At 51.1% G+C, this 25,540-nt stretch carries 33 protein-coding genes, 1 tRNA gene, 1 pseudogene and 1 riboswitch; of the genes and pseudogenes, 21 read left to right on the top strand and 14 right to left on the bottom strand.

Going from position 1 to position 25,540, the window contains the following annotated elements; all coding sequences use genetic code 11:
• Nucleotides 1–29 precede the first annotated feature (29 nt).
• From CWI35_RS06015 to CWI35_RS05985, 6 genes are all read right to left on the bottom strand, one after another.
• Complete coding sequence (locus CWI35_RS06015) at nt 30–1,184, bottom strand: glycosyltransferase family 4 protein (protein WP_119877588.1); 1,155 nt, start codon at nt 1,182–1,184, stop codon at nt 30–32.
• A complete protein-coding gene (locus tag CWI35_RS06010; protein ID WP_119877587.1) occupies nt 1,181–2,137 on the bottom strand; it encodes an NAD-dependent epimerase/dehydratase family protein in 957 nt (318 codons plus the stop codon). The genes CWI35_RS06015 and CWI35_RS06010 overlap by 4 nt, the downstream gene beginning before the upstream one ends.
• Nucleotides 2,134–3,417 carry a UDP-glucose dehydrogenase family protein gene (locus CWI35_RS06005; protein WP_119878005.1) on the bottom strand — a complete coding sequence of 428 codons (1,284 nt, stop codon included), beginning with the start codon at nt 3,415–3,417 and terminating at the stop codon, nt 2,134–2,136. Before CWI35_RS06005 ends, CWI35_RS06010 begins: the two co-directional genes overlap by 4 nt.
• Before the next feature lie 680 nt (nt 3,418–4,097).
• A complete protein-coding gene (locus CWI35_RS05995) occupies nt 4,098–5,177 on the bottom strand; it encodes a glycosyltransferase (RefSeq protein ID WP_119877586.1) in 1,080 nt (359 codons plus the stop codon).
• Nucleotides 5,178–5,183: 6 nt separating this feature from the next.
• Nucleotides 5,184–6,179 carry an aminoglycoside phosphotransferase family protein gene (locus CWI35_RS05990; RefSeq protein WP_011230343.1) on the bottom strand — a complete coding sequence of 332 codons (996 nt, stop codon included), beginning with the start codon at nt 6,177–6,179 and terminating at the stop codon, nt 5,184–5,186.
• A 161-nt stretch (nt 6,180–6,340) separates the two neighbouring features.
• The gene (locus tag CWI35_RS05985) at nt 6,341–6,643 is read right to left on the bottom strand and encodes a hypothetical protein (protein WP_011230344.1); all 303 of its coding nucleotides are present in this window, start codon (nt 6,641–6,643) and stop codon (nt 6,341–6,343) included.
• A 174-nt stretch (nt 6,644–6,817) separates the two neighbouring features.
• On the opposite strand from CWI35_RS05985, the gene CWI35_RS05980 reads away from it, so the two are divergent.
• Together CWI35_RS05980 and CWI35_RS18695 are read left to right on the top strand one after the other, a co-directional pair.
• Complete coding sequence (locus CWI35_RS05980) at nt 6,818–7,168, top strand: DUF1360 domain-containing protein (protein ID WP_011230345.1); 351 nt, start codon at nt 6,818–6,820, stop codon at nt 7,166–7,168.
• A gap of 23 nt (nt 7,169–7,191) precedes the next feature.
• Nucleotides 7,192–7,326, top strand: a complete 135-nt coding sequence (locus tag CWI35_RS18695) for a hypothetical protein (RefSeq protein WP_014195190.1) — start codon at nt 7,192–7,194, stop codon at nt 7,324–7,326.
• Between the two features lie 155 nt (nt 7,327–7,481).
• Here CWI35_RS18695 and CWI35_RS05970 read toward each other — a convergent pair whose 3' ends face one another.
• Together CWI35_RS05970 and CWI35_RS05965 are read right to left on the bottom strand one after the other, a co-directional pair.
• Nucleotides 7,482–8,246, bottom strand: a complete 765-nt coding sequence (locus tag CWI35_RS05970) for a hypothetical protein (protein WP_011230347.1) — start codon at nt 8,244–8,246, stop codon at nt 7,482–7,484.
• 101 nt (nt 8,247–8,347) lie between these two features.
• Nucleotides 8,348–9,067: a BMQ_0737 family morphogenetic spore coat protein gene (locus CWI35_RS05965; protein ID WP_011230348.1), complete on the bottom strand. Its 720-nt coding sequence runs from the start codon at nt 9,065–9,067 to the stop codon at nt 8,348–8,350.
• Nucleotides 9,068–9,221: 154 nt separating this feature from the next.
• Between CWI35_RS05965 and CWI35_RS05960 the strand changes: the two genes are divergently transcribed.
• From CWI35_RS05960 to CWI35_RS18240, 11 genes are all read left to right on the top strand, one after another.
• Nucleotides 9,222–9,557 carry a spore coat protein gene (locus tag CWI35_RS05960; protein ID WP_014195191.1) on the top strand — a complete coding sequence of 112 codons (336 nt, stop codon included), beginning with the start codon at nt 9,222–9,224 and terminating at the stop codon, nt 9,555–9,557.
• Between the two features lie 388 nt (nt 9,558–9,945).
• Complete coding sequence (locus tag CWI35_RS05955) at nt 9,946–10,176, top strand: hypothetical protein (protein WP_011230350.1); 231 nt, start codon at nt 9,946–9,948, stop codon at nt 10,174–10,176.
• Nucleotides 10,177–10,203: 27 nt separating this feature from the next.
• A complete protein-coding gene (locus CWI35_RS05950; RefSeq protein WP_013523190.1) occupies nt 10,204–10,407 on the top strand; it encodes a hypothetical protein in 204 nt (67 codons plus the stop codon).
• Nucleotides 10,408–10,565: 158 nt separating this feature from the next.
• Entirely contained in the window at nt 10,566–10,772 is a 207-nt protein-coding gene (locus tag CWI35_RS05945) for a DUF1657 domain-containing protein (protein WP_011230352.1), read from the top strand.
• Nucleotides 10,773–10,869: 97 nt separating this feature from the next.
• Nucleotides 10,870–11,346: a YhcN/YlaJ family sporulation lipoprotein gene (locus tag CWI35_RS05940; RefSeq protein ID WP_119877585.1), complete on the top strand. Its 477-nt coding sequence runs from the start codon at nt 10,870–10,872 to the stop codon at nt 11,344–11,346.
• An 11-nt stretch (nt 11,347–11,357) separates the two neighbouring features.
• Nucleotides 11,358–11,837: a stage V sporulation protein AC gene (gene spoVAC, locus CWI35_RS05935; RefSeq protein WP_011230354.1), complete on the top strand. Its 480-nt coding sequence runs from the start codon at nt 11,358–11,360 to the stop codon at nt 11,835–11,837.
• A complete protein-coding gene (gene spoVAD / locus CWI35_RS05930) occupies nt 11,837–12,850 on the top strand; it encodes a stage V sporulation protein AD (protein ID WP_068894944.1) in 1,014 nt (337 codons plus the stop codon). The genes spoVAC and spoVAD overlap by 1 nt, the downstream gene beginning before the upstream one ends.
• Nucleotide 12,851: 1 nt before the next feature.
• Nucleotides 12,852–13,208 (top strand): stage V sporulation protein AE, encoded by a 357-nt coding sequence (gene spoVAE / locus CWI35_RS05925; RefSeq protein ID WP_013146042.1) that lies wholly within the window; start codon nt 12,852–12,854, stop codon nt 13,206–13,208.
• Nucleotides 13,209–13,220: 12 nt separating this feature from the next.
• A complete protein-coding gene (locus tag CWI35_RS05920) occupies nt 13,221–13,427 on the top strand; it encodes a DUF1657 domain-containing protein (protein WP_011230357.1) in 207 nt (68 codons plus the stop codon).
• Nucleotides 13,428–13,439: 12 nt separating this feature from the next.
• Complete coding sequence (locus CWI35_RS05915; RefSeq protein ID WP_013523193.1) at nt 13,440–14,300, top strand: DUF421 domain-containing protein; 861 nt, start codon at nt 13,440–13,442, stop codon at nt 14,298–14,300.
• Nucleotides 14,301–14,320: 20 nt separating this feature from the next.
• The gene (locus CWI35_RS18240) at nt 14,321–14,491 is read left to right on the top strand and encodes a hypothetical protein (RefSeq protein WP_011230359.1); all 171 of its coding nucleotides are present in this window, start codon (nt 14,321–14,323) and stop codon (nt 14,489–14,491) included.
• Between the two features lie 139 nt (nt 14,492–14,630).
• On the opposite strand, the gene CWI35_RS05910 is transcribed toward CWI35_RS18240, so the two are convergent.
• Nucleotides 14,631–14,951: a thioredoxin family protein gene (locus CWI35_RS05910; RefSeq protein ID WP_011230360.1), complete on the bottom strand. Its 321-nt coding sequence runs from the start codon at nt 14,949–14,951 to the stop codon at nt 14,631–14,633.
• Between the two features lie 128 nt (nt 14,952–15,079).
• Here CWI35_RS05910 and CWI35_RS05905 point away from each other — a divergent pair, with 128 nt between their 5' ends.
• The 3 genes from CWI35_RS05905 (at nt 15,080) to CWI35_RS05895 (ending at nt 15,905) form a co-directional block, all read left to right on the top strand.
• Nucleotides 15,080–15,316 (top strand): hypothetical protein, encoded by a 237-nt coding sequence (locus CWI35_RS05905; RefSeq protein ID WP_011230361.1) that lies wholly within the window; start codon nt 15,080–15,082, stop codon nt 15,314–15,316.
• A 76-nt stretch (nt 15,317–15,392) separates the two neighbouring features.
• Nucleotides 15,393–15,521, top strand: coding sequence for a YjcZ family sporulation protein (locus CWI35_RS05900; RefSeq protein ID WP_013146038.1), 129 nt, complete (start codon nt 15,393–15,395; stop codon nt 15,519–15,521).
• Nucleotides 15,522–15,647: 126 nt separating this feature from the next.
• Nucleotides 15,648–15,905 carry a sporulation-specific transcription regulator SpoVIF gene (locus CWI35_RS05895; RefSeq protein ID WP_011230363.1) on the top strand — a complete coding sequence of 86 codons (258 nt, stop codon included), beginning with the start codon at nt 15,648–15,650 and terminating at the stop codon, nt 15,903–15,905.
• A 117-nt stretch (nt 15,906–16,022) separates the two neighbouring features.
• Here CWI35_RS05895 and CWI35_RS05890 read toward each other — a convergent pair whose 3' ends face one another.
• From CWI35_RS05890 to CWI35_RS05880, 3 genes are all read right to left on the bottom strand, one after another.
• On the bottom strand, nt 16,023–16,457 hold the full coding sequence (locus CWI35_RS05890) for a GNAT family N-acetyltransferase (protein WP_011230364.1): 435 nt from the start codon (nt 16,455–16,457) through the stop codon (nt 16,023–16,025).
• A gap of 1 nt (nt 16,458) precedes the next feature.
• On the bottom strand, nt 16,459–16,980 hold the full coding sequence (locus CWI35_RS05885) for a YjcG family protein (protein ID WP_011230365.1): 522 nt from the start codon (nt 16,978–16,980) through the stop codon (nt 16,459–16,461).
• Between the two features lie 98 nt (nt 16,981–17,078).
• Complete coding sequence (locus CWI35_RS05880) at nt 17,079–17,807, bottom strand: alpha/beta hydrolase (RefSeq protein WP_013146035.1); 729 nt, start codon at nt 17,805–17,807, stop codon at nt 17,079–17,081.
• Between the two features lie 187 nt (nt 17,808–17,994).
• A riboswitch (SAM riboswitch) is annotated at nt 17,995–18,105 on the top strand.
• A 199-nt stretch (nt 18,106–18,304) separates the two neighbouring features.
• Here CWI35_RS05880 and CWI35_RS05875 point away from each other — a divergent pair.
• Complete coding sequence (locus CWI35_RS05875; RefSeq protein WP_015374187.1) at nt 18,305–19,408, top strand: methionine biosynthesis PLP-dependent protein; 1,104 nt, start codon at nt 18,305–18,307, stop codon at nt 19,406–19,408.
• A 3-nt stretch (nt 19,409–19,411) separates the two neighbouring features.
• Nucleotides 19,412–20,590: a cystathionine beta-lyase gene (metC, locus tag CWI35_RS05870; RefSeq protein WP_119877584.1), complete on the top strand. Its 1,179-nt coding sequence runs from the start codon at nt 19,412–19,414 to the stop codon at nt 20,588–20,590.
• 38 nt (nt 20,591–20,628) lie between these two features.
• Here metC and CWI35_RS05865 read toward each other — a convergent pair whose 3' ends face one another.
• On the bottom strand, nt 20,629–22,128 hold the full coding sequence (locus CWI35_RS05865) for an HD-GYP domain-containing protein (protein ID WP_119877583.1): 1,500 nt from the start codon (nt 22,126–22,128) through the stop codon (nt 20,629–20,631).
• A gap of 160 nt (nt 22,129–22,288) precedes the next feature.
• Here CWI35_RS05865 and tnpA point away from each other — a divergent pair.
• The 3 genes and pseudogenes from tnpA (at nt 22,289) to CWI35_RS05850 (ending at nt 24,218) form a co-directional block, all read left to right on the top strand.
• A pseudogene (gene tnpA / locus CWI35_RS05860) lies at nt 22,289–22,687 on the top strand (IS200/IS605 family transposase).
• Between the two features lie 12 nt (nt 22,688–22,699).
• Nucleotides 22,700–23,809, top strand: a complete 1,110-nt coding sequence (locus CWI35_RS05855; protein WP_119877582.1) for an RNA-guided endonuclease InsQ/TnpB family protein — start codon at nt 22,700–22,702, stop codon at nt 23,807–23,809.
• A 336-nt stretch (nt 23,810–24,145) separates the two neighbouring features.
• Nucleotides 24,146–24,218: transfer RNA gene (locus CWI35_RS05850), tRNA-Val, on the top strand.
• Nucleotides 24,219–24,338: 120 nt separating this feature from the next.
• On the opposite strand, the gene CWI35_RS05845 is transcribed toward CWI35_RS05850, so the two are convergent.
• Nucleotides 24,339–25,502, bottom strand: a complete 1,164-nt coding sequence (locus CWI35_RS05845; protein WP_119877581.1) for a site-specific integrase — start codon at nt 25,500–25,502, stop codon at nt 24,339–24,341.
• Nucleotides 25,503–25,540 lie beyond the last annotated feature (38 nt).

The following is a 25,540-nucleotide window of genomic DNA, read 5'->3' as shown; positions in this document are numbered from 1 at the left end:
GTCCCGAAAACATTTCTCTTAGACAGCCCTTATTGGTTTGGGGAAAGAGAGGAACATGCTTCGATATAAACCGTTTCAAACCGCTTGGCCACATGGTGGAATTGAAATTGCTGTTCAACGAGCGTTCTTGCCTTTTTCGCCATGGTTTCCGCTTCATGTTTGTTCACAAGCATGTAATCAATCGCTTCAAAAAAAGCGTGCGGGTTTTGGTAGTCATCGATGACAAAGCCGGTTTCGCCGTGGCGGACGATTTCGGTGTTGCCGCCGCGGTTGGTTGTCACGACCGGAATGCCGGCGGCCATCGCTTCGTAATGAACGCGGGCGAGCGGCTCGTGCCATTGCGAGCTGCATACAAACACATCGGCCATTAAGAGCAGTTTGGGGATATGACTGTGCGGAACGTAATTCGTAAACAGAACGCGATCGGCCATCGGCGCCGCGAGCTCATGAAGCCAGTCGATGTATTCGCTTCGGCCGGTGTCGCCGAACCATTTTCCGCCGACGATGACAAGCGCTGCCTCGGGATGGCGGATCAAAAGGGATGGCAGGCATTGAATCAGCAAATGCGGTCCTTTTGTTTTGCTGAGTCGGCCGAGAAAGAGAACGACTTTTTTATCGGTGAGTCCGTACGCTTCGCGTTCCGCTTGGCGGATGCGCCTGCCTTCTTCCGTCCAGACGGGGATGTATTGGGAAGCATCGACTCCGGAATAAACGACTTTTACTTTCTGAGGATCGATTGGGTAACGGTTTGTCACCGTCCGTTTGATGTATTCACTGACGGCGGTCAGCAAGGTGCAGGCGTCGAGCGCCCGCTTCGCCTGTTCTGCTGTAATTTTCAGCGGGGAAAACATGTCGTTATGCAGGCTTAGCACAAAGGCGCTTTGCGGAGCCGCCGCTTGGTAATCGATGAGCGGAACAGGACGATTGAAGACGTGGACGACATCGAATTTGTGCGCGGCCAACGCACGTGCCACATCCGTTTCATACGTGGCTTTTGGAAAACGGATGTAGCGGATGTCTCCGTCTGTCTCTTCAGGCGGCAAAAGCGGATCAGCGATTGAAAAAATCGTCAGTTCGTGGCGTCGGGCGATCAATGGAGCAATCCCATCGATCATCATTTGAATGGCCCCGCCCCGCACTGCCGGGGCGGGCAGTTTTTCTGTGCAAACGTAAGCGATGTTCATGAACGTTCATCCCCATACAATGAACGGATGTATTCGATTTCTTTTTGCAGGCCGTTCTCAAGTGTCACAACCGGCTTGTACCCGAGCAGCTGCTCCGCTTTCGTTAAGTCGGCCCACGTTTGTTTCGGCTCCCCGCGGGCGGCCGGCGCATAGTGGATGGTCGCCTGTTTTCCCGTCAGCGACTCCAGCAGGTGAATCACGTCATGAACCGATGCCCGTTCTTTCCCGCCGATATTGATCGTTTGCCCGACAGCTTCCTTGCGCTCGAGGGCGGCTGCCGTTCCATCAACGCAGTCAGAAATATAGGTGAAATCGCGCGATTGTGTTCCGTCGCCGAACACGGTGAGCGGTTGTCCAGCGAGCAGCTGGCGGATGAAGCGGTGAAACGACATGTCCGGGCGCTGGCGCGGGCCATAGACGGTGAAATAGCGCAAAATGACGATCGGTACGGCGAACTCGCGAAAATAGACGCGGCATAAATGTTCGCCGGTGAGCTTCGTAATGCCATATGGGGAGAGCGGGGCCGGTTCAAGCGTTTCCGACAACGGGCCGCTCCGCTCGCCGTAGACGGATGAGGTTGAAGCGTAGATGAACCGTTTGAGTGGCCGGTCTTTGCATGCCTCAAGCAACCGCTGGGTAGTGGAAATGTTGTGTGCAGCATAGGCGGCAAACTCCGTCCCCCAGCTCGTTCGCACACCGGGCATGCCGGCTAAGTGGTAGACCGCTTCGACGTTTTGCAGCAAGGACGGCAAATCGGCTGTCAACAAATCCAGCTCAAGAAAGGTAAACCGTGGATGAGACTGCAAATGGGCAATGTTCTTCGCTTTTAGCGGCGCCGGCGTCGGTCCGAGAAAGCCGTCGACGCCAATCACATGATGCTCGTCGTTTTCCAGCAGTTTTTCGCATAAATGGGAGCCGATAAATCCGGCCGCACCGGTGACGAGAATGTTCACGGGCGCCCCACCCCCATGTAGCGCAAACCGCTTTGTTCGACTGCATGGCGATCCAAACAGTTTCGACCGTCAAACACGAGCGTCCCATTCATCGCCGCTTTCACTTGCCCCCAGTCAAGCGTGCGGAATTCGTCCCAATCGGTGGCGATGACCAAGCCATCCGCCCCTTGGATCGCTTCGTGCACCGACTGGACTTGTGTGACGCGGGTGAGCGGCTCCGAGAGCGTTGCCTTCGGGTCGTAGGCGGCAACCGTACAGCCGTTTTCACTCAATCGGCGGATGAGCGCTTCAGCGGGGGAAAAACGCGTATCGTCTGTATTCGGCTTGAAGGAGATGCCAAGCACGGCGATCTTTTTGTCCGTCAATGGGGCAAGTTGCTCATTGAGTTTTTGGAAGCAAACGTCAAGCTGGGTGGCGTTGATGGTCTGCACCGCCTTCAGCAAATGCGGCTCCACTTGGCGCGAGCGCGCCGCATGTTCGAGCGCTTTGACGTCCTTTGGAAAACAGGAGCCACCATAGCCGAGGCCGGCCCGCAAAAAGTGTGGGCCGATGCGCGGGTCGAGGCCGATCCCGCGGGCGATGTCATTGACATCGACGGCAAACGCGTCACAGATGCGCGCCATTTCGTTAATAAAGGAAATTTTGGTCGCCAAAAACGCGTTGGCGGCGTATTTGATCAGTTCCGCGCCGGTCAGGCTCGTTGTGAGGTAAGGGGCATTGATGCCGGCATACACCGCCTGCATGACGGCAAGCGATTGGTCATCATCCGGTTCGAGTCCGACGACGATTTTGTCTGGGTGAAACATATCGTAGACAGCCGACCCTTCCCGCAAAAACTCTGGGTTGGATACGATGCGGAACAACTGCGGTTTCACTCCTTTGCGGATGAGCTCGGCACGCATCCATTCATTCGTCCCCGGAGGGACGGTGCTTTTCGTGACGATCGTTTTGTACGATTTGATCGTCGTTGCCAAGCGGTCGAGCACCGCTTCGATATAGCGTAAGTCGGTGCCGCCGTCGGGCCGCGGCGGGGTGCCGACACAAATGACAACGACGGCCGCCCGTTTGATATCATCCCAGCGGCCGCTGAACGTCAAATAATTATCATTTTTGGCAATCAATTCTTCGAGCCCTGGCTCATAAAACGGAACTTCCCCGTTATTGAGCAGGCGGATTTTCCGTTCATCATGATCAATGCAATGCACTTCATGCCCAAGTTCAGCAAGGACGGCAGCGGTGGTTAGTCCGACGTAGCCAGCGCCAATGATGCAAATGTTCATCCTATTTCGCGCAGGAGACTCCCACTTCAACGACCAAAGGAAGTAAGTGGGAGAGGAATGCGCGTTCCCCCTTTCTTTTGTGTATGATAGAATAAAGGCGTGGAGAAAACCGTTAAATAAAGGCACTCCAATAAACTGCTGCTCGATGTATGGAGTTGGTTGCAGGAAACGTTGCAACCGTAAAACATCGAGCGTAGGTCTGTCTGTTGTGTGTGGAAGCCAAGTACTGCCAACAGACACACCGAGAGAATCGGTAACGATGCAGGCATGACCTGTGTCGTTGGGTAGTCGTCAACCTGCCCCCTGATGCAACCCCAAGTCAAGGAAGGAGGACGAAGTCCGTTTGCACTTCTGGGGAGTTGCAAGCCCCCACTTCAAGCGTTAGCTAAGTGGGGGTAGTTGACGCTAATAGGCCTCCTTCGTGAAATCTCCGGCTTTTATAGCGTATTAACAGACAAGCGTGGTTTGCTACATGACAAGCGCCTAAAACACTGGAAATGGTGCGGTCTATTTTCGGCGGACAACCTTTCTGCTGTTTGGAAAGGAAAGGGGAAGAATTAAGCAACAAAGGGGGTGTCCCAAAAGGATCGGGACACCCTCTTTCGTCTCTATATATACGTACTGACCGCTTCTTTCGCACTATATTTTGTGTCTATCCTGAAGGCAGACAGCCTTTTGGGTCAGCCCCTTTTGATGAATTCATCATACAGCCGCTCCTGCACCTTGATTTGTTTCGTGATATCAAACCGCTGTTCAATCACTTTGCGCGCTTTTTTCGTGAAGGATGGAATTCGTTCCGGATGTTCCAGAAAAAAGCGAATGCCGTTCGCTAGCTCAAGATCGTCTCTTTCTGGTGCGAGATAGCCGGTGCGTTTGTGTTCGATCAATTCGGGGATGCCGGCGTGATTCGTTGAGATGACCGGCAGCCCGCTTGCCATCGCTTCTTTCAATACGTTGGGGATGCCTTCAATGTCTCCGTCTGAAGCGGTCTCGCTCGCCAGGCAAAATAGATGGGCGCGTTCCATTTCGCGGGCGATTGAAGCGGCATCCATGGCACCCAGCAGGTCGACAAACGGATCGAGCTTCAGCTCGCTGACAAGCCGGCGGATGTTTTCTTCCTCTTTGCCGCTGCCGATGATGCGGAGGCGGCAGCGCGGATGAACCGCATGCACGCGCCAAAAGGCGCGCACGAGCGTTAAAAACCCTTTTTTCTCGACGAGCCGGCCGATCGAGAGAATGATGATGTCTCCGTTCTCCGGAATCGTCCGTTCCCGGTACGGAAATAAATCGAGCTCGATGCCGCCGTAGAGAACTTGGATTTTTTCCGGCGGAAAGCCTAGCGTGATCAGTTCATTGGCAAGATAGCGGCAGACAGGAAGAAAGAGCGCCCCATGCTGTTTGAGCAAATTGTACCGTTTTTGATTGCGCCGCAAACTTTGATGCTTCGCCGATCCATCGCGGCCGCGGATGCTGACGACAAGCGGAATGCGATGGGCGATGCAAAGCGGAAGAATTTCGACGGCATGCTTTCCATGGTGAGCGTGAATGGCGACAATATTTTGTTCTTTGGCGAAGCGGCCGAAATCGTCGATGTCGTTGAGGCGGTAATAGTTGATGAGAGGAAACGGATGGATGCCGTCATCAGCGAATGACCCGATCATGATCGGGCGGTATTTTTTTAAATGAACCATTTGGTTGTAAATAAAACGTTGATTGATTTTCATTTTTTCATGAAGAAAGTGGGCGATCGTTTGTTTCATTTTTCTCTATCCCTCGCTTTTGAAAAAATCGGACAAGAATGCGAATTTTTTTGTTTCCTGTTCGGCGAGGCGGGTGAGCAAGTCCAAGGACGATGGGCTGTGCAACGCTTGCTTTTGTTTTTCACGGCCGACCGCTTCGCTGTAAAACACGTGAGGAAACATAGCATCAGCGACATAGACGCTCTTGTACGGAGCGTACAGCGGGCAAATGGAGAAATAAAGGTCAAATAGCAGCTTCGTTCGCTTTACCGCATCGTTTTTCGGGTTTTTCATCAATGAAACAAGCAGAAAGCGAAAATCATCAAGCGGGAGGCCATAGTAGGCGCGGTCAAAGTCAATCATCATGACTTCGTGGTTTTCCGCCAATAAAAGGTTGTTGCTGTTGTAATCCCCGTGGCAAATGGCCTTTCGTTCTTTCGCTGTGCGGCAAAAATCAGCTAGATTGCTTTTTTCAAGCCATGCATAACTTTGATTAGCGATCCGGGCCATCTGTTCCATTATATGAGAAAGAGTGTCACCATGATCGATGGCCTTTGCCTGCTCCTCTAACTGTGCTGCTTTTTGCCGATGTGCGCTCAGCACGTCTTTTGGCTCCGGAAACGATGAAGGGCAGGGGCCGATCCAATCGGCAAACAGACTGTGAGCATGAAAGCGGGCGAGCCCTTCGATCCGTTGTTGGAAAGAGGGCTTCGTTCCGCTTGGGACGATGTAGTCCATCAAATAGTAGTAATGGCCTTTTCGGTGGATGTAATATTGGTCTGTTTTCGTTTGGAAGATTTTTGGGACATGAAATCCTTCTTGGTACAGCTTTGAATGAAGCAAAATCGGAAAATTCGTTTTGTCTTCGCTCAGCCGTTTCAGCACGTACCGTTCCCTCGTTTTTTTGTTTCGCACAAGCCATACTTTGTCGTTTTTCAGTTCCTTCATGATATCGACTTCAGTTCCAGTCAGGTCGTAACTGCTTAAAATGTCAAACAACAAGCGAGATCGTTTCGAAGCCAAGATCAGTTCCTCCTAGCATCTATTGTCGATTAGTAAAAGTGTATGTAATACGAGAAGCGAATGTATAGACAAGCGCACTAGTCAATGAGAAAACGGCGCCGCCAAAAAAATAAGCGCCGACCGCGCTGGTTGGCGTCAGCCGGCTGTGCCTTCTTTTCTAGCTATTCTTCCTCTTCATCTGTGTCGGCGGATGGAGCTGGCCTCATGGAGGCAGGGAGATCGATTGAGGTGATCGTGGCAGCATCGATCGTAAGCGAGCGCCCCCCCTCTTTATAAAAGCGGTCAACCAATAGCGAGACGCTGTTCGTCCGCGGCTCGAAGCCGAGAAAAAGCGCATTGTAATGCGTCTCGTTGGTGGTGTGCACGTTAACCTCAGTGTTGAGTGGAAGCGCGGCCAGCTGTTCGTAAAGAGCACGGGGAAGGCGGGGGCGGGTTGGGCGTCGGTTGAAAAAGACATGGTACATCGCGTCGCCTCCTTTCTAGTCTCTTGTGTTAAAAACCTATACTCCATCATATGATTGGCGTAGGAGAGCGTTTGGGTAAACGTCTGTACCAAAGAGAATTCGCTAGCTGCCAAATGGGAACGACAGAAGGCAATCGGTTTTTTGCGGTCATAATCATGGAAAGGGGAGGGGAGCATGGACGATCCGTTTTCATTTGTCCTTCTTTGTTTAGCCAGCTTTCGCCTGACACGGCTCATCGTATATGACGCGATCACCGCCTGGATTCGCCGTCCCTTTCACGAATGGACGGAGCAGGAGCTTCCGGACGGAAGCAAACAAGTGTTTCTTTCTTTCAAGGGAGGCGGGCTGCGTCGCTGGTTTGGCGAACTGCTGAGCTGCTACTGGTGCACGGGGATCTGGTGTGCGGCGTTTTGTTATATTGGCCTAATGCTTTGGCCGAATGTTTTTGAGCCGCTCATTATGCTTCTAGCGATTGCCGGCGGGGCGGCGATCATGGAGACGATCGTTAGTAAATGGTTGTCGTAAGGAGAAAGGCGGCTATTGAGGTCATGACACAGCCAATGAGGGATGCCGGCGGGCGTCGTTTTGGTCAAAAAATGGACAGCGAATCGCTGATGCTGGTTGGGCAACGTTCGCTGAAGGAATGGCCGGCGGTGTGGATGGAAGTCGTCGTCAGCCGGTGATGCAAAAACAGCCGCGCAGCTTGTCGGGATGACGTTGATGGAAGGAAACGTCCAACTCCTATTGTTTGAAATAGGAAATAGCGGAGCCGGCTCAAAACGGCCGGCCCAAACAGCAGGTGCGCCGCTGGTCGGCATGAAGGCGGAAAACGAGCGGGTCACCATTGAATGGCAATATGGTTGGCGGCAGGAACGCCCTTTGGCAGTTCTGCGCAATACACGAATCCATCAACCGTCAATGAGCGGGCATTGCTGGACGGGGGAACAGTGATTTCGAACTGGGAAAAGCGCCGCTCCTCGCTTGGTTCAAGCGGGGCGTCATAAAGCGGGGCAAGCCAGTATTCCCCGCTTTGCCGCACTTTTTCCCGCCAGTTTTCGTGGGTGAACGTCCAGCTTTCCGCGCTATTGGAGATCAGCGTTTCCTGCTCGGCCCGTCCGCTGTTTGGCAAAACAATTTTCCCGCTGAGCACCGCCGTTTTTGGAGGCGAAAGGCGGAGACAGACAATCAAATGGTGAAGCGGCGCTGTTCCGTGATTGCGAATGATGAAATCGCCGATGATGGTCAGCTCCTCCTCATCAAGATGCGTCGGAACGACGACAGAATAGTGAAACAACGCTGACACGGCAGCAGCTCGTTCAAACGCTGGTGTCTGTGTCTCTTTTGAGGTGTTATATCGCGTTTCTTCCAGTGCAATTTCACACAACAGAAGCTGGCGTTCCAAGGCGGCGATTTTTTTCTTGTACGTTTCAACGTTGGTTGTTTCTGCTTCACGCAGCTTCTCTTTCAAATAGGCGCTGCGCATTTTTTCCTTGGCCAACTCGGCCTCCAGTTGCTGCACTTGTTGCCGGCATGAGGCTGCTTCTGACCGGTAGTGGATGATTTGCTGCTGCAGACGGAGATGTTGGTCGTTTTTGTTTTTCATACGGTTTCCACCCCTTCCATTCTCATCTTATGTATCCATTGCGGGTGCATGCCATATAAAAAAGGCTGTTGTTGGAACAACAGCCTGAACGGTGCAGGACGCTACATGGCCGGGAATACGTCCGGGCATTGCGGCGGGAATTTGGTTGTCGGGCAAAGCACGGCTTCGGCCAATTCTTCGCGCGGTTGGCAGAAACGAGCTTCGACTTCGATTTTGACATCAGCTTCCACTTGGACTTCAAGGCATAAGGTGATGGAAACATCAAGTTGTGCAAAGTTGTCTGTGCAGACTAGGCTCGTGTCGCATTCGAAGAACGAAATATGGCAGTTGAGCTGCGTGCCTTCTGGGGCGCACAAGATGAACGTTTGTGCTGTAGCGAACGGAATTGGTTTCGATTGGCAAATGACCGTGCCGGCTGGGCTGACAATTTGCACGACGACATGCCCTTTGATGAGCGCTTTGACTTTTTGCAGCGTCACCGTTTCCCCAGAAGGAAGGGTGACGTTTACGGACTGCCGGCCGTTTGGCTGCGTAATTTCCTGGCAAATCAATGCGTCCTGGTCAACGACCGAGTCGATCGGGTTTCCGTCGGCGTCTGTCAGGAAGCAACGGATCGTCAAGTGTTGCGGGTTTGTATGTTGCGCTCCCAAAAAATCGCAAATCGTTCCTTCCCGCTGGCAGTGGTCCATCGGGAAAATCGCTTCCAAATCCTCGCCGCTGAAGCTTCGCAATGGCACATCGACTTGGCGCGTCACCCAGTCGTAAATTTTGCGCGTTCTGATGCATACTCTTTCTGTATCGCGACGGTGATGATGACCCATTTTCTTCGTTCCTCCTATCGTTCAGTTGTTCCCCAACGCCTGGTGGTTTGGGACTACTGTATACTATGGAACGGCTTAGGTAAATGTGTTGGGACAGATGCGGATTTTTTGCTGGTGGGTGCAGACAACGATGAATCAAAGGAGGAGATGTCGAATGATGAAAGACAAACATGGGGCGATGAATGAAGAGAGAAGGGGGACAGGTGAACAGCGGCTTGCTGAGCGAATGGCTGAACTGGAGCGCCGGCTGAAAGAGGTGGAAGCCGAAAACATTGTGTTAAAGGAACTGGCTTACCAAAGCGCCAAGCGCTACGAGCAGCTCAAACAGCTGGCGAAGGAAAATGACGAGCTTCGCCGCCAGCTGCTGCAATCGCCATGGAGCGAAAAAACGGGCAAGGCAGATGAGGACGAACGGCCGGACAGCTGGTTTTTCCGCACACTGAGGCAAGAAAATGCCATCATGCCACACCCGGAGCGAAACGAAAAATGAGAGGCACCCTTGGCTCGCCAAGCCATACAATAGCAGTAGCCGCTCGCTTTTTCTCTCGCCGTTAGACATTGTTTGTTTTTATGCCGTTTCGATTAGAGACGAATCGTACGGAAATGGACTTGAACATAAATTGGTTGATCGGCGAGGGCTACACTTTTTCGGGATGGAGGGATGAGGAATGAAGAAGCCTACTCCGTCGAAACCGGTGACAAGGGTGCTTTCTTCGACAACGCAGCCTGTGCGGCGTCCGAGCGGATGCGGATGCGGATGCGGTCGGCCAGCCGTCATCAAGAAGAAATAACGGAAATCTGTGAGAGATGCCTATACTTCGCTTCGCCTCCTTGCATAGTCTAACAGTGCAACTAGGCGAAAGGAAGGGGGGAAGGGCATGTCGGATCGGAAAAAAGCGAAAGTGATTCATGTCGATAAATTGATCATTCATGCCGATGACATCGTCATTATGCCGCGCGGCCGCATCCGCGATCCATGGTTGTTCCCGCACCGCGATGATACGGAAATGGAAGCCGTTGAAGATGTGCGGGACCGGGATAAGGAAGAACATGGTGAAGGAGGCCATGATCGAAACGAAGGAGAACGGAGACCGTTCTCGTGGATCTAGCCATAAAGCAAATGGGGGACGCAAACGGTGGAGCGTTTTAAAAATTACGGGCTTTGGCTGGCAATCGGATCGTTTGCCGTGATTGCGCTTGAGACATTCGGCGTCGACATTGATCTTGGCAAATATGAACAACTGTACCATGCCTTCTTAAGCATTTTGGTGATGGCCGGTATTTTAAACAACCCGTCGCTCGGCCGCGGTTATTCCGATAAAGTTGATAACAAGTCGTAAACCGTATGGGCGCCTGCAGAAGGCGCCCTTTTCGTGCCCGGAAAGGCTGGAAAGGCGGGAGAACGTTTTGCAGAAAATGACAATTATAATTTGGCGGCGAAAAACCATTCTAAACATTGTCACCACCAATCTTACACCATATAAGGAGGACATGAATCATGACGGTTGCAACACAAGTGAAACAAACATTGGCGGGGTTAAAATCGGCTCAAGCGAGCTTCGAAACGTTTGCTTTGCAAACCGAAAACCAAGCCGCGAAACAGCTTTACCAACAAGCTGCCCAACAAACGCAGGCGGTCATTGATTTGGTGAACTCGCGCATGCAAGAAATTCAAAACGAAGAGCCACAATATAAACAACAATAACCTTCGCAGAAGCGAATGGGATGGTTCAGGCGGAAAGGTTGGCACAGCACGCCAACCTTTCCCGACTTGGCGGAAATACATAAAAACGAATGGGTTGATGAAGATGAAAAAATGGTGGTTGGCGGCCGTCGTTGCGATGATCGCGGTCGGCGGCTGCGCCAAAGAAGAAACGGAACAAAAGCAATCGCTGCAAGGGACAAACCTGCTGAGAACCCAAACGTCCGGGACGGCGAAACATGCGGAGCTGAACCAAGGTCCGGCCGAGCGGGCGGCCAGCTATTTGCGCGGGCGCGACGATGTTCGGGACGTGGTGGCGGTCAACAGCGGGGATCGGTTGCTCATTGCTTATCAAATTCCCCATATGAAGCGGTGGAGTCGAAAACAAATTGAGAAAGACATTGACCAAAAACTGCGCGACCTGTTTCCTGGCTATGACGTTGTTTCCTCGAGCGATTTGAAAATTTTTTGGAAGACGAAGGAATTAAAAGCTAACATGGACAATCGACGCTGGGATGAACGAAAAGTCAATCGGGAAATCAGGCGCATTGAAAAGCTAAGCAAAGAGCAAACATAAGAGGTGTCATTATGGCGAATGAAAAACGGAAAAAGCTGACCCCGGTTCAGCAGGAATATCATTTATTCGAAAAAGAGCGGGAAACGAAGCGCCCTATCGTTCGCAACTGTGTTTGCGCGTTTCTCGTTGGCGGAATCATTTGCGTGATTGGACAGGCGATCTCTTATTTTTACATGTATTTTTTTGACTTTACCGAGCAAACGGCAGGCAATCCGACGGTGGCGACGATGGTCTTTTTGTCGATGATTTTAACTGGGCTTGGCGTTTATGACCGGATCGCCCAATTCGCTGGGGCGGGAAGCGCCGTGCCGGTGACAGGGTTTGGCAACGCCGTCATCTCGGCGGCGATTGAGCACCGGACGGAAGGATTTGTGTTAGGCGTCGGCTCGAACATGTTCAAGCTCGCCGGATCGGTCATCTTGTTCGGTACGTTTGCCGCCTTTGTTATCGCCCTTGTCAAAACGATTGCGACCCAGTGGGGGGGATTGTAATGCTGAAAGGGCACCGAACATGGGTGTTTGCCAACAAGCCGGCGATTATCGCGACCGCTGCCGTCGGCGGGCCGTTTGAAGCGAACGGCCGCCTCGCTGATGATTTCGATCTTTTGCATGAAGATTTATGGCTTGGCGAGGAATCGTATGAGAAGGCGCACCGCGTGTTGCTTGAGGAGGCGGCGTTTCAGGCGATGGAAAAGGCCGGGTTAGAGAAGGAAAACGTGCAGTTTCTCATCGCCGGCGATTTGATCAACCAGATGACGCCGACAAGTTTTGCCGCCCGAACGCTCGGCATGCCGCACCTTGGCATTTTTGGCGCCTGCTCAACCTCCATGGAAGGGCTTGCGCTCAGCGCTTTTATTGCCAACTATGGCGGGGCAGACTATATCTTAACCGGTGCGTCAAGCCATAACACCGCTGTCGAAAAGCAGTTCCGCTATCCAACCGAATACGGCGGGCAAAAGCCGCCGACAGCGCAGTGGACGGTAACGGGAGCTGGCGTGGCGATCGTCAGCCCGAAAGGGGACGGGCCGCGCGTGACGGCAGCGACGATCGGCCGCGTTGTGGATATGGGGATCGCCGATCCGTTCAACATGGGCGGGGCGATGGCGCCGGCGGCGGTCGATACGATTGAGGCGCATTTGCGCGACATGCAAATCGATGCATCGTATTACGATTTGATCGTCACCGGCGATCTAGGGCGAATCGGACGCCAAGTCTCCCTTGACTTGCTGCGTCAGCACGGCATTGACATCGATGAAGAGCGCTACCAAGATTGCGGACTGCTCATTTACCGCGATGGGCAGCCGGTTTTGTCCGGCGCAAGTGGGGCGGCTTGTTCCGCCGTTGTCGTTTACGGGCATCTCATCAAACGGATGCGGCGCGGCGAGCTGAAGCGCATTTTGGCAGTCGCGACAGGAGCGCTATTGTCGCCGCTATCGTTCCAGCAAAACGAGACGATTCCATGCATCGCCCACGCGGTGGCGATCGAGTATGGAGGTGAGGCGTAGCGTGTTGGCTATGTTTTTTTGGGCGTTTGTCGTCGGCGGGCTGATTTGCGTGATCGGGCAAATTTTGATGGATGTGTTTAAACTGACACCTGCGCATACGTTGACGATTCTCGTCGTCGTCGGGGCGATTTTGGATGGATTCGGTTTGTATGAGCCACTCATTGATTTTGCCGGCGCCGGGGCGACGATTCCGATTACGAGCTTTGGAAACGCGCTCGTTCACGGCGCGATGCAAGAGGCGGAAAAACACGGCATTATCGGCGTATTGACCGGCATGTTTGAAGTGACGAGCGCCGGCATCTCCGCGGCGATCGTCTTTGGGTTTATCGGGGCGCTCTTGTTCCGCCCGAAAGGATAGGAGGGATCTTCCATGACCGTTGCTTCGCAGGTGAAACAAACGTTGGCGAGCTTAAAAGGCATTCACGCTGGGCTGCAACAGCTGGCGCTCACTTCCCAGGATGAAACGGCGCAACGGACGTTTCATGAAGCGATGCTTGCGACAGAGGAGATCATCGCGGACATCAAAGACCGGATCGGCCGGCTCGAGTTCGAAGAGCCGCAATACCACGGAAAGTAAGGAGCATGATCGATGCCTATATGGTTAGAAACCGCCATTCGTTCGATTTGCATTTTAATCGGGTTGTTTGTGATCACCCGCATTCTCGGCAAAAAGCAATTATCAAAATTGTCGTTTTTTGAATACATCGTCGGCATTACCGTCGGCGATATCGCTGGAACGATGTCGGTCGATTTAGGAATTTCGTTGCAAGAAGGCATCACCAGCATTTTGATTTGGTCGCTGTTTCCAGTGGCTGTCGCTCGTCTCTCGCTGCGCAACAAGAAATTTCGCGATTTTGTCGAGGGCAATTCCACGGTTTTTATTAAAAACGGCAAAATTTTAGAGGAAAACTTGAAACGGGAGAAATATACGGTTGACGAGCTGCTCGAACAGCTGCGCAAAAAAGATGTGTTCCGCGTCGCCGACGTCGAGTTTGCGGTGCTTGAGCCAAACGGCGACTTGAACGTGTTGCTGAAGCGGGAAAAGCAGCCGCTCACCGTCGGAGATGTGTTCCCAAACCCACCGCGGGAAAAAGAGCCGCAAACGGTCATTATGGACGGCATGATTTTGGATGAGCCACTCGCTACGATGGGGCTTGGCCGCGGCTGGCTGAAGGAACAGCTTGACAAACAAGGAGTGGCGATTGAAAATGTGTTTCTCGCCCAAGTCGATTCATACGGACAGCTGACGATCGATTTGTACGATGATAAGATCCAAATTGCCGAGCCGCAGGAGAAAAAGCTGCTCTTGGCCGCGATGAAAAAAGTGCAGGCTGATCTGGAGCTGTATGCGTTGCAGACGAATTCCGAAGAGGCGAAGGCGCTGTATGAACGAAACGCCGCAAAAATGGCAGAGCTTGTGCAAAAAGTCGAACCGCTCTTGCGAAACTGATGACACAGGAGGAAAAGACGATGGAAGACAAACGGATAAAAACGACGGATGAGGAAATTCAAGTCCAATTGAAACCAAACGACCGCTCCGAGCGGACGCGGACGACCGATGAGGAAATTTCGATTGAATTGATGTTTGACAGCCCGCAGCTGACGCGCCAGCCGAAAGACTACGACGAAATTGAATATTGACGGCTTCCGTTTCCACAATCGGCGATCCATAAGGAGCTGTCTGTTCATTCGCATGGCTGTCCGAGAAGGAAAGCTTCCTTCTCGGACAGCCTCTTTTTGTTGCCCTTCTTCTCTGGCGAGGCAAGGATGCCGCCCCGTCTTACTCCGGCAGGGACTGCAAAAAGGCGCGCACCTCTTCCGGCGTTTTGGCGTCAGCGCTGTGCAGATGAGCAATTTTTTTTCCGTTGCGGAAGACAAGCAGGCTCGGGATGCCAAGTACCTGGTATTTCTCGCCAAGTTCCGGAAACTGGTCACGGTCGATTTCAAACCAATCATATTGTCTATAGTCGCGAACGATGTCATCGATGAACATATTGAGGCGCACGCAGTCCGGACACCAAGTTGTGTAAAACTTGATGATCGTTGGTTTATCACCGGAAATGACCGCCTCGAATTGCTCCACTGTTTCAATGCGTTTCACATTCGTTTCCTCCCTTTCATGTTGACGTTCATCTTTACTTTATCATATGGCAAGGCAAAAAAAGAACGGGGATGCCTTCACCTCGGGCAGTCGTTTTTGCATACAACAGTAAGAAAGGGGGGGAAAGTGTGAGCAAAGAACTGGAAAAGGCGCTCGAAGGTTGGGTTGCGTCACGCAAAGAAGGGCATGAAACGTTCATCCGCCTGTTTGAACAATGGGGAAAGGACTTTAACAAACAGTTGCAAGAAATCGAAAAATTGAACAATGGATTTTTAAAAAGTGTGCAAGGCAACTTAGACTACATCGAGCAATGGTTTGCGAAAAAGGAGCGGGAATTTGCCGAGCTGTTCCGCCGATTTGGATGACAAAATGGCCTTTGCGCCCATACGCCCCGCTAAGCCGGTGAATACGATACAGTAAACGGAGAAGGAGGTGCACATTATGATGGGCTTCTGCGGTTATGGTTATCCTTACGGCTACGGCTATGGCGGTGGCTATGGCGGTGGCTTTGTGCTGATTGTCGTGTTGTTCATTTTGTTGATTATTGTCGGCGCGGCATTTGTCGCCTAACGGAAAAAGCGAAAGGGGTACGGGCCGTTTCGGCGCCACGGAGCGGCTCGTATTTTTCTTTCCCTAATTTGATGCACGCCGAGGCGGGAGCATCATACGATATAGCAGGGAGAAGGAGGCGGAACGATGGATCAGCAATTTTTTAAAAACATCGAAAAGAAAACAGGTGTCAATATGAAAGACGTTTTTGAGCTCGCCAACTCGCTGCAAAACGCCAATTTCAGCGATGAAAAAACGGTGCGCCAAGTGGTGAAGCGGGTGGCGCAAATTGCCAACCGGAAAGTGCCAAAAGAACTTGAGGATCAAATCGTCAAGGCGATCGTCCATAACGGCAAGCAAATTGATTTCAATACGATCGCCAATATGCTGAACAACAAAAAGTAAGCAAAAGGGAGCTTGCGTGCGCACAGCTCCCTTTTGCTCTGCTTGGCTCAGGAGAGCGAAACGATGTTCGATGATCCCAAGCCTTGGATCAGTGTAGACGAGGCTGTTCTATGGCCATCATTCGAGCGATTTCACCATCGTGACATGTGGGATGCCGGCGTCCATAAAGACGCCGGAGACGGTCGTATAGCCGAGCTTTTGGTAAAACGGTTCTGCGTGCGTCTGGGCGTTCAGTTTCGCCGTTTTCGCCCCTTTTGTTTTCGCCAGCTGTTCGATCGCTTCCATCACCATCCGTCCGGCGCCGCGGCCGCGGTAGGACGGCAGGACGCAAATGCGCTCGATTTTGCCGACGCCTTCGTCAATGAAACGGAGTCGCCCAGCACCCACCGGTGTTTGGCCATCATACAGGACGAGGTGGAACGAGTCGTCCTCGAATGCGTCGATTTCCTCGTCTTCCGGCACGTTTTGCTCCTCAATGAATACGAGCCGGCGGACGCGCAAGGCGTCTTCGTACAAAGCGCGATCTTGCGTTGTGCCAATCGCAATGTTCATCTCAGACCGTTTCCTTTCCTCCGACGATAAACGTTTCATAGACGGTCCACGAGCCGTTTTCCAGCTGATAGAGAAGATGGAAGCGGTCGACGGTCTCCTCGAAGTGCACATCTTGCAGCTTCAGCTGGCTGTAGACGTCCGCATATTCTGCGCCCGGCAAATCGCGGCCGATCGTAATGTGAGGCACGAACACAAACTCCGGCTTTCCGGCGAACAAGCCGCTGTGCAGTTGTTCATGAAGGCGCTCGAGCACGTCGTTTGGTTCCACCTTCAAATAAATGATGTTGCTTGTCGGGTAAAACGAGCTGAATTTCGTCACTTTGATCGGAATGGGAGGTGTTTCCGCCGCAATGCGGCGCAACTCTTTCGCCATTTTTTTTATTTGCTCCTCATCCGCTTCAAATGGGTATTTCAGCGTAATATGCGGCGGGATGAGGGCGTAATGGCTGTCGTACCGTTTCCGGTACGAGTTGGCGAAGTCCTGAATCCGTTTTGGCGGAAAGATCACAATGCCGTACTTCATTTTGTTTTCCCTCCTTGAACCAGTTCTTTTTCCATGCACAGGAAACGCACGGAATGGATGCGGCGGCTTCGACATCTTTGAAGTTGCTCCGTTTTGTCCTATAATGATAAAACAGCGGCTACGGCTCGGGGGACATCCGGCTGCCAATACGTCCACGCATGACCGCCTTCGAACTCATGGTACGTATAAGCAAACCGTTTTTCCATAAACAAGTCCCGCGCCATTCGATTCGGGGTGATAAAATCGCGCACATGGCCATCCGTCGTTTTCACCGCTGTTTCCTCTGTGCCAACAGAATGGTAAAGCGAAAGGAGCGATGGATCGCGGAATGAGCGGATGCGCGCCAATACCGAGTCATCGATATAGGGGGACTGCATGGCGATTTTCCCAAATGTATGCGGATACAACAACCCGGCTAGAAGCGACACCGTTCCGCCGAGCGAATCGCCGATCAGCGCCCGGCCTTTGCCCATTTGGTATGTCGGCAGTTCGCGGTCCAAAAACGGGACGAGTTCATGGGCTAAAAAACGAAGGTATGCTTCGTGCTTTCGGCCTTCCGGGTGGTATTTCTCGTAGCGGTCGTTGACGTTCCGATACGGGATGCCGACGACGATCGTCCGGTCGATTGTTCCTTCTGCCATCAGCGTTTCGATGACGGTTTTCATTTTTCCATACATAAAATAATCTTTGCCATCTTGCGCGATTAATAAAGAATATTTGTAAAGCGGCGAAAAATTGCTTGGCAAGTAGACGAGCAGTTCGATTTCTTCTTGCAGCTCTCCGCTGTACAACTTGCAGTCGCGCATCGTTCCTGTTGCTGTCGCCATGACCATCCTCCATGAAAGCGTAAGTTCATCTGTTATTGTAACATATTTGCGCCAAAAGATGTTAACGAAGGGCTCGAATTTTTTGCGAATTTGCCGAATCGTGCCATTCACAAAAAAATGGCTTGCAAAAACGGGGGGAATGCGCTACATTTTTTATTAAAATTAGAAAAATTGAATACGCGTCTCATTCTTATCAAGAGAAGCGGAGGGAACTGGCCCAATGAAGCTTCAGCAACCAGCCGCCCGGCGGCCAGGTGCTAAATCCAGCGAATTGAGCATTCAATTCGGCAGATAAGAAGAAGCATGACCATGTGCGTATGGAAAAGTCTTCTTCTTAGAAGACTTTTTTTATTTACTCAAGCGGCCGCTCCCTCAACCGAGGGGCGTCGAGGATCAAGGCCCTCGGCCGCTGCCCGACAGACAGCGGCGCTTCGTTGGGCGTCAAATGGTCGGCCGTTGATCCATGATGGAATTTTCAGCAGAAGGAGAGAGATGAGATGGAGAAACTAGAGACGTTGTTAGCGCAAATTGGCAATCGGAGCGAAACGGTGACGGGGACGGTCAACCCGCCCGTCTATTTCTCGACCGCCTACCGCCATGCTGGCATCGGAGAGTCGACCGGGTTTGACTACATCCGCACCGGCAACCCAACGCGCAAAATCGTCGAAGAAGCGATCGCGAGACTGGAAGGCGGCGACCAAGGCTATGCGTTCAGCTCCGGCATGGCCGCCATTCAGACGGTGCTCGCCTTGTTTGAGAGCGGAGACGAGTTTCTCGTATCGGCCGACCTTTACGGCGGCACGTACCGCCTGTTTGAGCGCGGCTGGCGCAAGTACGGTCTTGGGTTTCATTACGTTGACTTTGCTGACCTCGATGCAGTGGAAGAAACGATAACGGAAAAAACGAAAGCCATTTTCTTGGAAACGCCGACGAACCCATTGATGCAGGAGACGGATATTGCCGCTGTCTCCGCGCTTGCCAAACGGCATGGGCTTTTGTTGATCGTTGACAACACGTTTTATACACCGGTGCTTCAACGCCCGATCGAACAAGGCGCCGATATTGTCATCCACAGCGCCACGAAATATTTAGGCGGCCATAACGATGTGCTGGCTGGCCTTGTCGTCGCCAAGGGCGAGGATCTCTGTCAACGCTTGGCCGAGTACCAGAACGCCATCGGCGCGGTGTTGTCGCCGTTTGATTCATGGCTGCTCATTCGCGGGATGAAAACGTTGGCTCTCCGGATGCGTCAACATGAAGAAAACGCCAAGCGCATCAGCGCCTTTTTGCGCGAACATGAAGATGTGACTGACGTCCTGTACCCAGGGCGAGGAGGGATGCTGTCATTCCGGATTGCCGATGAAAAGTGGGTGAACGGGTTTTTAAAAAGCTTGCGCCTCATTACGTTCGCGGAAAGCTTAGGCGGAGTTGAAAGCTTCATCACGTACCCGGCGACGCAGACGCATGCGGACATTCCAGAGGAAATCCGCATCCAAAACGGCGTCTGCAACCGACTGCTCCGCTTCTCGGTCGGCATCGAACATGCGGATGATTTAATCGCCGACTTGGCGCAAGCGTTCAAACACATGAAAGAGGTGTAAGCGATGGAACGGGAATGGTCGTTTTCAACGAAACTGCTCCATAATGAATGGAAAGTCGATCGCCACACGGGAGCGGTGAGCGTGCCGATCCAGCATGCCTCCACGTTCCATCAGTTCGATTTCGATTCATTCGGCAAATACGACTACAGCCGCTCCGGCAACCCGACGCGCGAGGCGCTCGAGGAAACGATCGCGGCGTTAGAAGGCGGCGTGCGCGGATTCGCCTTCGCTTCTGGCATGGCGGCCATTTCGACGGCGTTTTTGCTCTTGTCCCGAGGCGACCACGTCCTCGTGACTGAAGACGTCTACGGCGGCACGTACCGGATGATCACGGAAGTGTTGACCCGCTTTGGCATCGAGCATACGTTTGTCGATATGACCGATTTAAACGCAGTGGCCGAAAACATCCGACCGAACACGAAAGTCATTTATATGGAAACGCCGTCCAACCCATTGTTAAAAGTGACCGATATTCAAGGCGTCGTCAAACTGGCGAAAGCGCACGGCTGTTTGACGTTCTTGGATAATACGTTCATGACGCCGGCGCTGCAGCGGCCGCTTGACCTTGGCGTCGATATTGTCCTTCACAGCGCCACGAAATTTTTAGCCGGCCATAGCGACGTCGTCGCCGGGCTGGCGGTCGTGAAAGATGAAGAGTTGGGAAAAGAGCTGTACAAACTGCAAAACGCATTTGGCGCTGTCCTTGGCGTCCAAGATGCGTGGCTTGTGCTGCGCGGATTAAAAACGCTCCACGTCCGGCTGAAGCAGTCATCTGAATCAGCGGCCGCCATCGCCCAATATTTGGCTTGTCACCCAAAGGTCGAAGAAGTGTATTATCCGGGGCTCGAGAACCACCCAGGCCATGACATCCAGCGCCATCAAGCGGACGGGTTTGGCGCCGTGCTGTCGTTCCGCTTGGCCGATGAAGAAGCGGCCCGGACGTTCGTCCGCAACGTCCGCCTGCCCGTGTTCGCCGTCAGCCTTGGCGCGGTCGAGTCAATTTTATCGCACCCGGCGAAAATGTCGCATGCGGCCATGCCGAAAGACGAGCGGCTTCGTCGCGGCATTACCGACGGCTTGCTGCGGCTGAGCGTCGGACTTGAGGATGTGAACGATTTGATCGCCGATTTCGAGCGGGCGCTGTCGTTTGTGAAAGAGCGGCCGTCAGTTTCAACGCCATAGCCATCAGCCCGCCAAGCCTTCACAGCTCGGCGGGCGGGTCAAGATGCCGCTGAGGTTGACAACAGCTTCTCCTCTTGTAAGTGTTTCAAAAAGAGGTCGACGAGTTCGCTGTCCCACTGCGTTCCCTTTCCTTTTCTCAAGATGTCCGCCGCTTGACGAATATCCATGCCTTTTCGGTACGGGCGATCGGAAGTCATGGCGTCAAACGCATCGGCCACGGCGATGATTTTGCCAAACAACGGAATCTCGTCGCCTGTTAAACCGTCTGGATATCCTTTCCCATCGATGCGTTCGTGATGGGAGCGTATGCCGGCTAGAAGCGGTTCGATCGGTTCGATCGGCCTGACTTCCCGCAAAATGGCCTCCCCAAGGGCGGGGTGTTTTTTGATCCGGGCAAATTCATCATCGCTTAGCTTTCCCACTTTAAGCAAAATGGCATCGGGAACGCCGATCTTTCCGATGTCATGCAGTAGAGCGGAACGATACAAGGCATCAAGCTGTTCATTCGGAAGGGAAAGCTTTTCCCCAATCGCGAGTGCGTAACGGGCCACGCGCAGCGAGTGCCCAGCTGTATAAGGATCGCGGGCGTCAAGCGCCGCTGTCAAGACGGTGATGAAACTGTTAAGCAGTTCTTTGTTCGTTCGGTCGCGGCGATGCACAGCATCGATCATATGATTGAATCCGCGAAGCAAATCGGCAAATTCATCAGTATACACATTGTGGGCGACGGGTTTATACGTTTCGTTTTCCGCCCGTTTCATATGACTTAACAGCACACTGACCGGCTCATGGATCTCATCGACCAACAAGCGAGTCAAGAAAACGGAAAATGCGATCGAAAACAGCAAAATCACGGTTGCCCAGGGCCAATACGACCAATGGGATGCGCTCGGTCCGGCGAGCGACCATTTGATTTCCGTCGCTAAGCTGAACAATAAGACAGGAAATGTGCTGCTGAACAAGACCGTCAGCTGCAGTTTCATTTTGAGCGGCACCGGAAGCGGCGGGCGTTTTTCATCAATTCCGCCAGCCTTCGTAAGCAAATGCGCCATCAGCGGCCGGCACGCCTTCGTTGTCAAGAAAAATTCAATCAACGCATGGAGCGACGCGATCAAAATAGCGCCGATAAAGGCGTACAAAATGTATCGATAGGGAAGCGACAGCACACGGTAGTGGATGCATAAAGCCGTCAGCCCCATGCCGGGAATTGACAATCCAAACAGATGCGGGCCGAAAATGCGGCGCACCGCCAATAACGGCAAGCGGCGCGTTTGTTCTAGCGCCTTTGCCGCCAATTCCTCGTCCGGCTCTTTGGCGGCAAAAAAACGGCGAATCGGCGCCAAATCGCGGCGAAACACGATCCACTCGGCTGCTCCCATGACCATGGCTGAGAACAACAAAATGCCGATCAGCCATTTCGCTTCTTCCCATGAGATGGCGAGCGTCGTCAACATTAACGTCGAGCCGACGCCCATCACCGCAATCGCTGAACCGGTAACATAATGACGCAACAACTGGTGCACGAATGAACGATACATGGTTTTCCGCCTTTCTTTTAACATCTTTCCGAAAGAAGTCTCCCACTTCGAAACGAAGGGAAAGTGGGAGATGAATTTCGGTTAGGTATAGCCTAAAGTTGTCTCTTTTTTGTGTGTTATGATATAGTCAGTTTTAGAAAAATGAAAGGCTGTTGTATCAATGAAATTAGACAATAATAACCATTCAGTGTTCCTGTTGTATGATCATCTTGTTCTGGTTGTAAAATATCGCAGACCAGTGATTGATGATACCATATCTGACTATGCAAAAGATATGTTTGTGAGATTGGGTAAAAATTACAATATTTCCTTGGTCGAATGGAATCACGATATGGACCATGTGCATATTTTGTTCAAAGCACACCCAAATCGTGAATGATCAAAGTTCATCAATGCCTATAAAAGTTCAAGTTCTCGACTGATCAAAAAGCATTTTCCGCAAGTGAAAAGAAAACTGTGGAAAGAATATTTTTGGTCAAGAAGCTTTTGCCTGCTTACAACGGGTGGTGCGCCCATTGAAGGAATAAAAAAATATATAGAAAATCAAGGTATGAAGTGATGTGGCGTCGATATGGCAAACAAAGCCTATCAGTTCCGTATGTACCCAACAAAAGAACAAGAACAACGGCTCGCCAAAACCTTCGGCTGTGTCCGTTTTGTGTATAACAAAATGCTTGAAGAGCGCATACAAATGTTTGAAAAGTTCAAGGACGATCAAGAATCCTTGAAACAGCAAACATTTCCGACCCCTGCCAAGTACAAAAAGGAGTTTCCTTGGCTAAAAGAAGTGGACAGCCTTGCGCTGGCAAACGCCCAATTGAATTTGCAGAAAGCGTTTCAACACTTCTTTTCTGGCCGCGCTGGATTTCCCAAGTTCAAAAACCGCAAGGCGAAACAGTCGTACACCACAAATGTGGTAAATGGCAACATCAAGCTTTCAGATGGCTATATCAAGCTGCCCAAACTGAAATGGATCAAGCTCAAGCAACACCGGGAGATTCCTGCCCACCATATCATCAAGGCTTGTACGATCACGAAAACCAAAACAGGAAAATACTATATTTCTATCCTCACAGAGTACGAACATCAACCTGCCCCAAAAGAAGTACAAACGGTGGTTGGGCTTGACTTTTCCATGAGTACGCTGTATGTCGATAGCGAGGGTAAGAGAGCCAATTATCCTCGATTCTATCGCAAAGCATTGGAAACATTAGCGAAAGAACAGCGTAAATGGTCTCGTAAAAAGAAAGGCTCGAATCGTTGGCATAAACAGCGTCTGAAAGTGGCAAAGCTGCATGAAAAAATTGCGAACCAACGAAAAGACTTTCTGCATAAGGAGTCGCACAAATTAGCGAAACGGTATGATTGCGTGGTCATCGAAGACCTCAACATGAAGGGAATGTCCCAAGCCCTCCATTTCGGTCAACGCGTTCATGACAACGGCTGGGGCATGTTCACCTCTTTCCTTCGGTACAAATTGGAAGAACAGGGGAAGAAACTGATCAAAATCGACAAATGGTTCCCCTCGTCCAAAACGTGTTCGTGCTGCGGTCGAGTCAAGGAGTCTCTATCGCTTTCTGAGCGTACATTCCGCTGTGAATGTGGATTCGAGAGCGACAGGGACGTCAATGCGGCCATCAATATCAAACATGAGTGCATGAAACGATTCGCGATCGTCTAACTTGTCCTCGAACCGTGGGGCACACGGGGATCGCTCGGTCAACTTCCCATCATGAGATGGGATTACCCGAGAAGCCCCCACCTCTAAGCGAAGCGTAGGTGGTGGGAGTATGTCACGGCTATGGGCTTATTTCTAATATACTAATTCTCGTTTGATAGAACAATCAGAATATAGAAAAAATACGATGTCGAACCGTTCCAACACGGATTATTCCTTTGGGAGGAAGTCACCTTTCCTTTTTTCATCATGAACAGCGATTTTTTTAAAAAAGTTGTTGACAAACAACTTGCCCGTTTATATAATTAAAAATGTGTTCGATAGCGGACAATAAAATATGATTCCGTAGCTCAGCTGGGAGAGCGCCACCTTGACAGGGTGGAGGTCGCTGGTTCGAGCCCAGTCGGAATCATCGAAAACCCCTTGCGAGTCAAGGGGTTTTTTATTTATCCATGCACATAAAAGAGAAAAGAAAAGGTAGTTGGGGACAAATTGGGGACAGTCATTACGACTGTCCCTTTTAATGTTTTTCTTAAGCTCCAAATTGATTGTCGAAACACTCGGCAGCGGATCTATCTGCTTCCTTTGTTCTGTGAACATAAAAGTCGAACGTAATGCGTGTGCTCGAGTGACCCAAACGTTCACTTACTGTTTTATAGTTCACTCCGTTGTTCAGCATAATTGTTGCTGAAGTATGACGTAAATCATGTGGTCGAATATAACGAAGATTGTTTCGTTTTAGAAAACGTTCCCATTTGGTACGAGGGTAAGAGTGATGATGTGGTTTTCCATTCCATGTGGCAAAAACGAAGTTGTAATTTCCGCCTTCCCACTCATCTTGCAGTTTCTCTTTTTCTCGCAATCTCACATTTTTGTATTTTTTTAATAGAGGTAGTACGAAAGATGGGATAGCAATTTCACGTTTTGATCTTTTTGTCTTCGGTTCTTTTAGAAAAAAACCTTTTTCTTTTGTATACGACAACGAATGTCTTACATATAAAGTGCCAGACTCAAGATCAATATCTTCCCACTGTAACGCCAAAAGCTCGCCTTTTCGCAGTCCGCAAGTGAGTGCAAGTGTAAAATATAGTCTCCATTTTAGATCCTCTTTCTCGAGGCATTTTAATAGTAATCTTGTTTCATTTTCATCGTAAACGTTCCCTTTTCCGATACTTTCTTTCTCCTTTGGGAGTTTTTCTGCGGGATTTACTTGTAAGAATTTCCATTCCACAGCACGACTAAAGATGTTCTTGAGTATACGGCGATAGTAGTTAATCGTAGCTTCACTTAAACTACTATTTTTTCCATCTAACCTAGTTCCATTTTTCTTTAAATTATTGAGAAATCGAATAAGGTGGATAGGCTTTATATCTGCAAGTTGTAGATGTCCTAGCTGGGGAATAATTCTTGTGTTGATATAGTTGTTATAAGTTTCGAAGGTTTTTGGGGAAAGTTGCTTTTCAGCGTAATTATCTCTCCATAGTTGAATGAAGTCAGAAAGAGACATTTTAGCAGGCTTTATATACTCACCTGCTTCTATTTCAGCAATAAACTTTGCCAATTCTTTTTCAGCTTCTTTCTTCGTTTTGACATGCACAGTTTTTGTACGTTTAATTCTTTTGCCATTCGCATCAAATCCCATGCTGTATACAAGTCTGTAGCTGTTTTTTCCATGTTTTTCGATACTTCCTGCCATTTTTCTCTTCACCTCTTGTTGCTATTTTGATCTTTTTG

The organism is [Bacillus] caldolyticus (genome assembly GCF_003595605.1).
Taxonomy (GTDB): Bacteria; Bacillota; Bacilli; order Bacillales; family Anoxybacillaceae; genus Geobacillus; species Geobacillus thermoleovorans.
This window is presented reverse-complemented; position numbering and strand designations above follow the sequence as displayed.

Excerpts from the sequence above, each read along its gene's own strand:
- CWI35_RS05845 (WP_119877581.1), bottom strand. The coding sequence starts at position 25,502 with ATGGCAGGAAGTATCGAAAAACATGGAAAAAACAGCTACAGACTTGTA.
- CWI35_RS05875 (WP_015374187.1), top strand. The coding sequence starts at position 18,305 with ATGGAGAAACTAGAGACGTTGTTAGCGCAAATTGGCAATCGGAGCGAA.
- CWI35_RS05970 (WP_011230347.1), bottom strand. The coding sequence starts at position 8,246 with ATGAAAAACAAAAACGACCAACATCTCCGTCTGCAGCAGCAAATCATC.
- CWI35_RS05940 (WP_119877585.1), top strand. The coding sequence starts at position 10,870 with ATGAAGATGAAAAAATGGTGGTTGGCGGCCGTCGTTGCGATGATCGCG.
- spoVAD (WP_068894944.1), top strand. The coding sequence starts at position 11,837 with ATGCTGAAAGGGCACCGAACATGGGTGTTTGCCAACAAGCCGGCGATT.
- CWI35_RS05985 (WP_011230344.1), bottom strand. The coding sequence starts at position 6,643 with ATGTACCATGTCTTTTTCAACCGACGCCCAACCCGCCCCCGCCTTCCC.
- CWI35_RS05995 (WP_119877586.1), bottom strand. The coding sequence starts at position 5,177 with ATGAAACAAACGATCGCCCACTTTCTTCATGAAAAAATGAAAATCAAT.
- CWI35_RS05965 (WP_011230348.1), bottom strand. The coding sequence starts at position 9,067 with ATGGGTCATCATCACCGTCGCGATACAGAAAGAGTATGCATCAGAACG.
- CWI35_RS05885 (WP_011230365.1), bottom strand. The coding sequence starts at position 16,980 with ATGAAGTACGGCATTGTGATCTTTCCGCCAAAACGGATTCAGGACTTC.
- CWI35_RS05865 (WP_119877583.1), bottom strand. The coding sequence starts at position 22,128 with ATGTATCGTTCATTCGTGCACCAGTTGTTGCGTCATTATGTTACCGGT.
- CWI35_RS18240 (WP_011230359.1), top strand. The coding sequence starts at position 14,321 with ATGGAAGACAAACGGATAAAAACGACGGATGAGGAAATTCAAGTCCAA.
- CWI35_RS05900 (WP_013146038.1), top strand. The coding sequence starts at position 15,393 with ATGATGGGCTTCTGCGGTTATGGTTATCCTTACGGCTACGGCTATGGC.
- CWI35_RS05955 (WP_011230350.1), top strand. The coding sequence starts at position 9,946 with ATGTCGGATCGGAAAAAAGCGAAAGTGATTCATGTCGATAAATTGATC.
- CWI35_RS05960 (WP_014195191.1), top strand. The coding sequence starts at position 9,222 with ATGATGAAAGACAAACATGGGGCGATGAATGAAGAGAGAAGGGGGACA.
- CWI35_RS05880 (WP_013146035.1), bottom strand. The coding sequence starts at position 17,807 with ATGGCGACAGCAACAGGAACGATGCGCGACTGCAAGTTGTACAGCGGA.
- CWI35_RS06005 (WP_119878005.1), bottom strand. The coding sequence starts at position 3,417 with ATGAACATTTGCATCATTGGCGCTGGCTACGTCGGACTAACCACCGCT.
- CWI35_RS05915 (WP_013523193.1), top strand. The coding sequence starts at position 13,440 with ATGCCTATATGGTTAGAAACCGCCATTCGTTCGATTTGCATTTTAATC.
- CWI35_RS05895 (WP_011230363.1), top strand. The coding sequence starts at position 15,648 with ATGGATCAGCAATTTTTTAAAAACATCGAAAAGAAAACAGGTGTCAAT.
- CWI35_RS05890 (WP_011230364.1), bottom strand. The coding sequence starts at position 16,457 with ATGAACATTGCGATTGGCACAACGCAAGATCGCGCTTTGTACGAAGAC.
- CWI35_RS06015 (WP_119877588.1), bottom strand. The coding sequence starts at position 1,184 with ATGAACATCGCTTACGTTTGCACAGAAAAACTGCCCGCCCCGGCAGTG.
- CWI35_RS05980 (WP_011230345.1), top strand. The coding sequence starts at position 6,818 with ATGGACGATCCGTTTTCATTTGTCCTTCTTTGTTTAGCCAGCTTTCGC.
- CWI35_RS05945 (WP_011230352.1), top strand. The coding sequence starts at position 10,566 with ATGACGGTTGCAACACAAGTGAAACAAACATTGGCGGGGTTAAAATCG.
- CWI35_RS05855 (WP_119877582.1), top strand. The coding sequence starts at position 22,700 with ATGGCAAACAAAGCCTATCAGTTCCGTATGTACCCAACAAAAGAACAA.
- metC (WP_119877584.1), top strand. The coding sequence starts at position 19,412 with ATGGAACGGGAATGGTCGTTTTCAACGAAACTGCTCCATAATGAATGG.
- CWI35_RS05920 (WP_011230357.1), top strand. The coding sequence starts at position 13,221 with ATGACCGTTGCTTCGCAGGTGAAACAAACGTTGGCGAGCTTAAAAGGC.
- spoVAC (WP_011230354.1), top strand. The coding sequence starts at position 11,358 with ATGGCGAATGAAAAACGGAAAAAGCTGACCCCGGTTCAGCAGGAATAT.
- CWI35_RS18695 (WP_014195190.1), top strand. The coding sequence starts at position 7,192 with ATGACACAGCCAATGAGGGATGCCGGCGGGCGTCGTTTTGGTCAAAAA.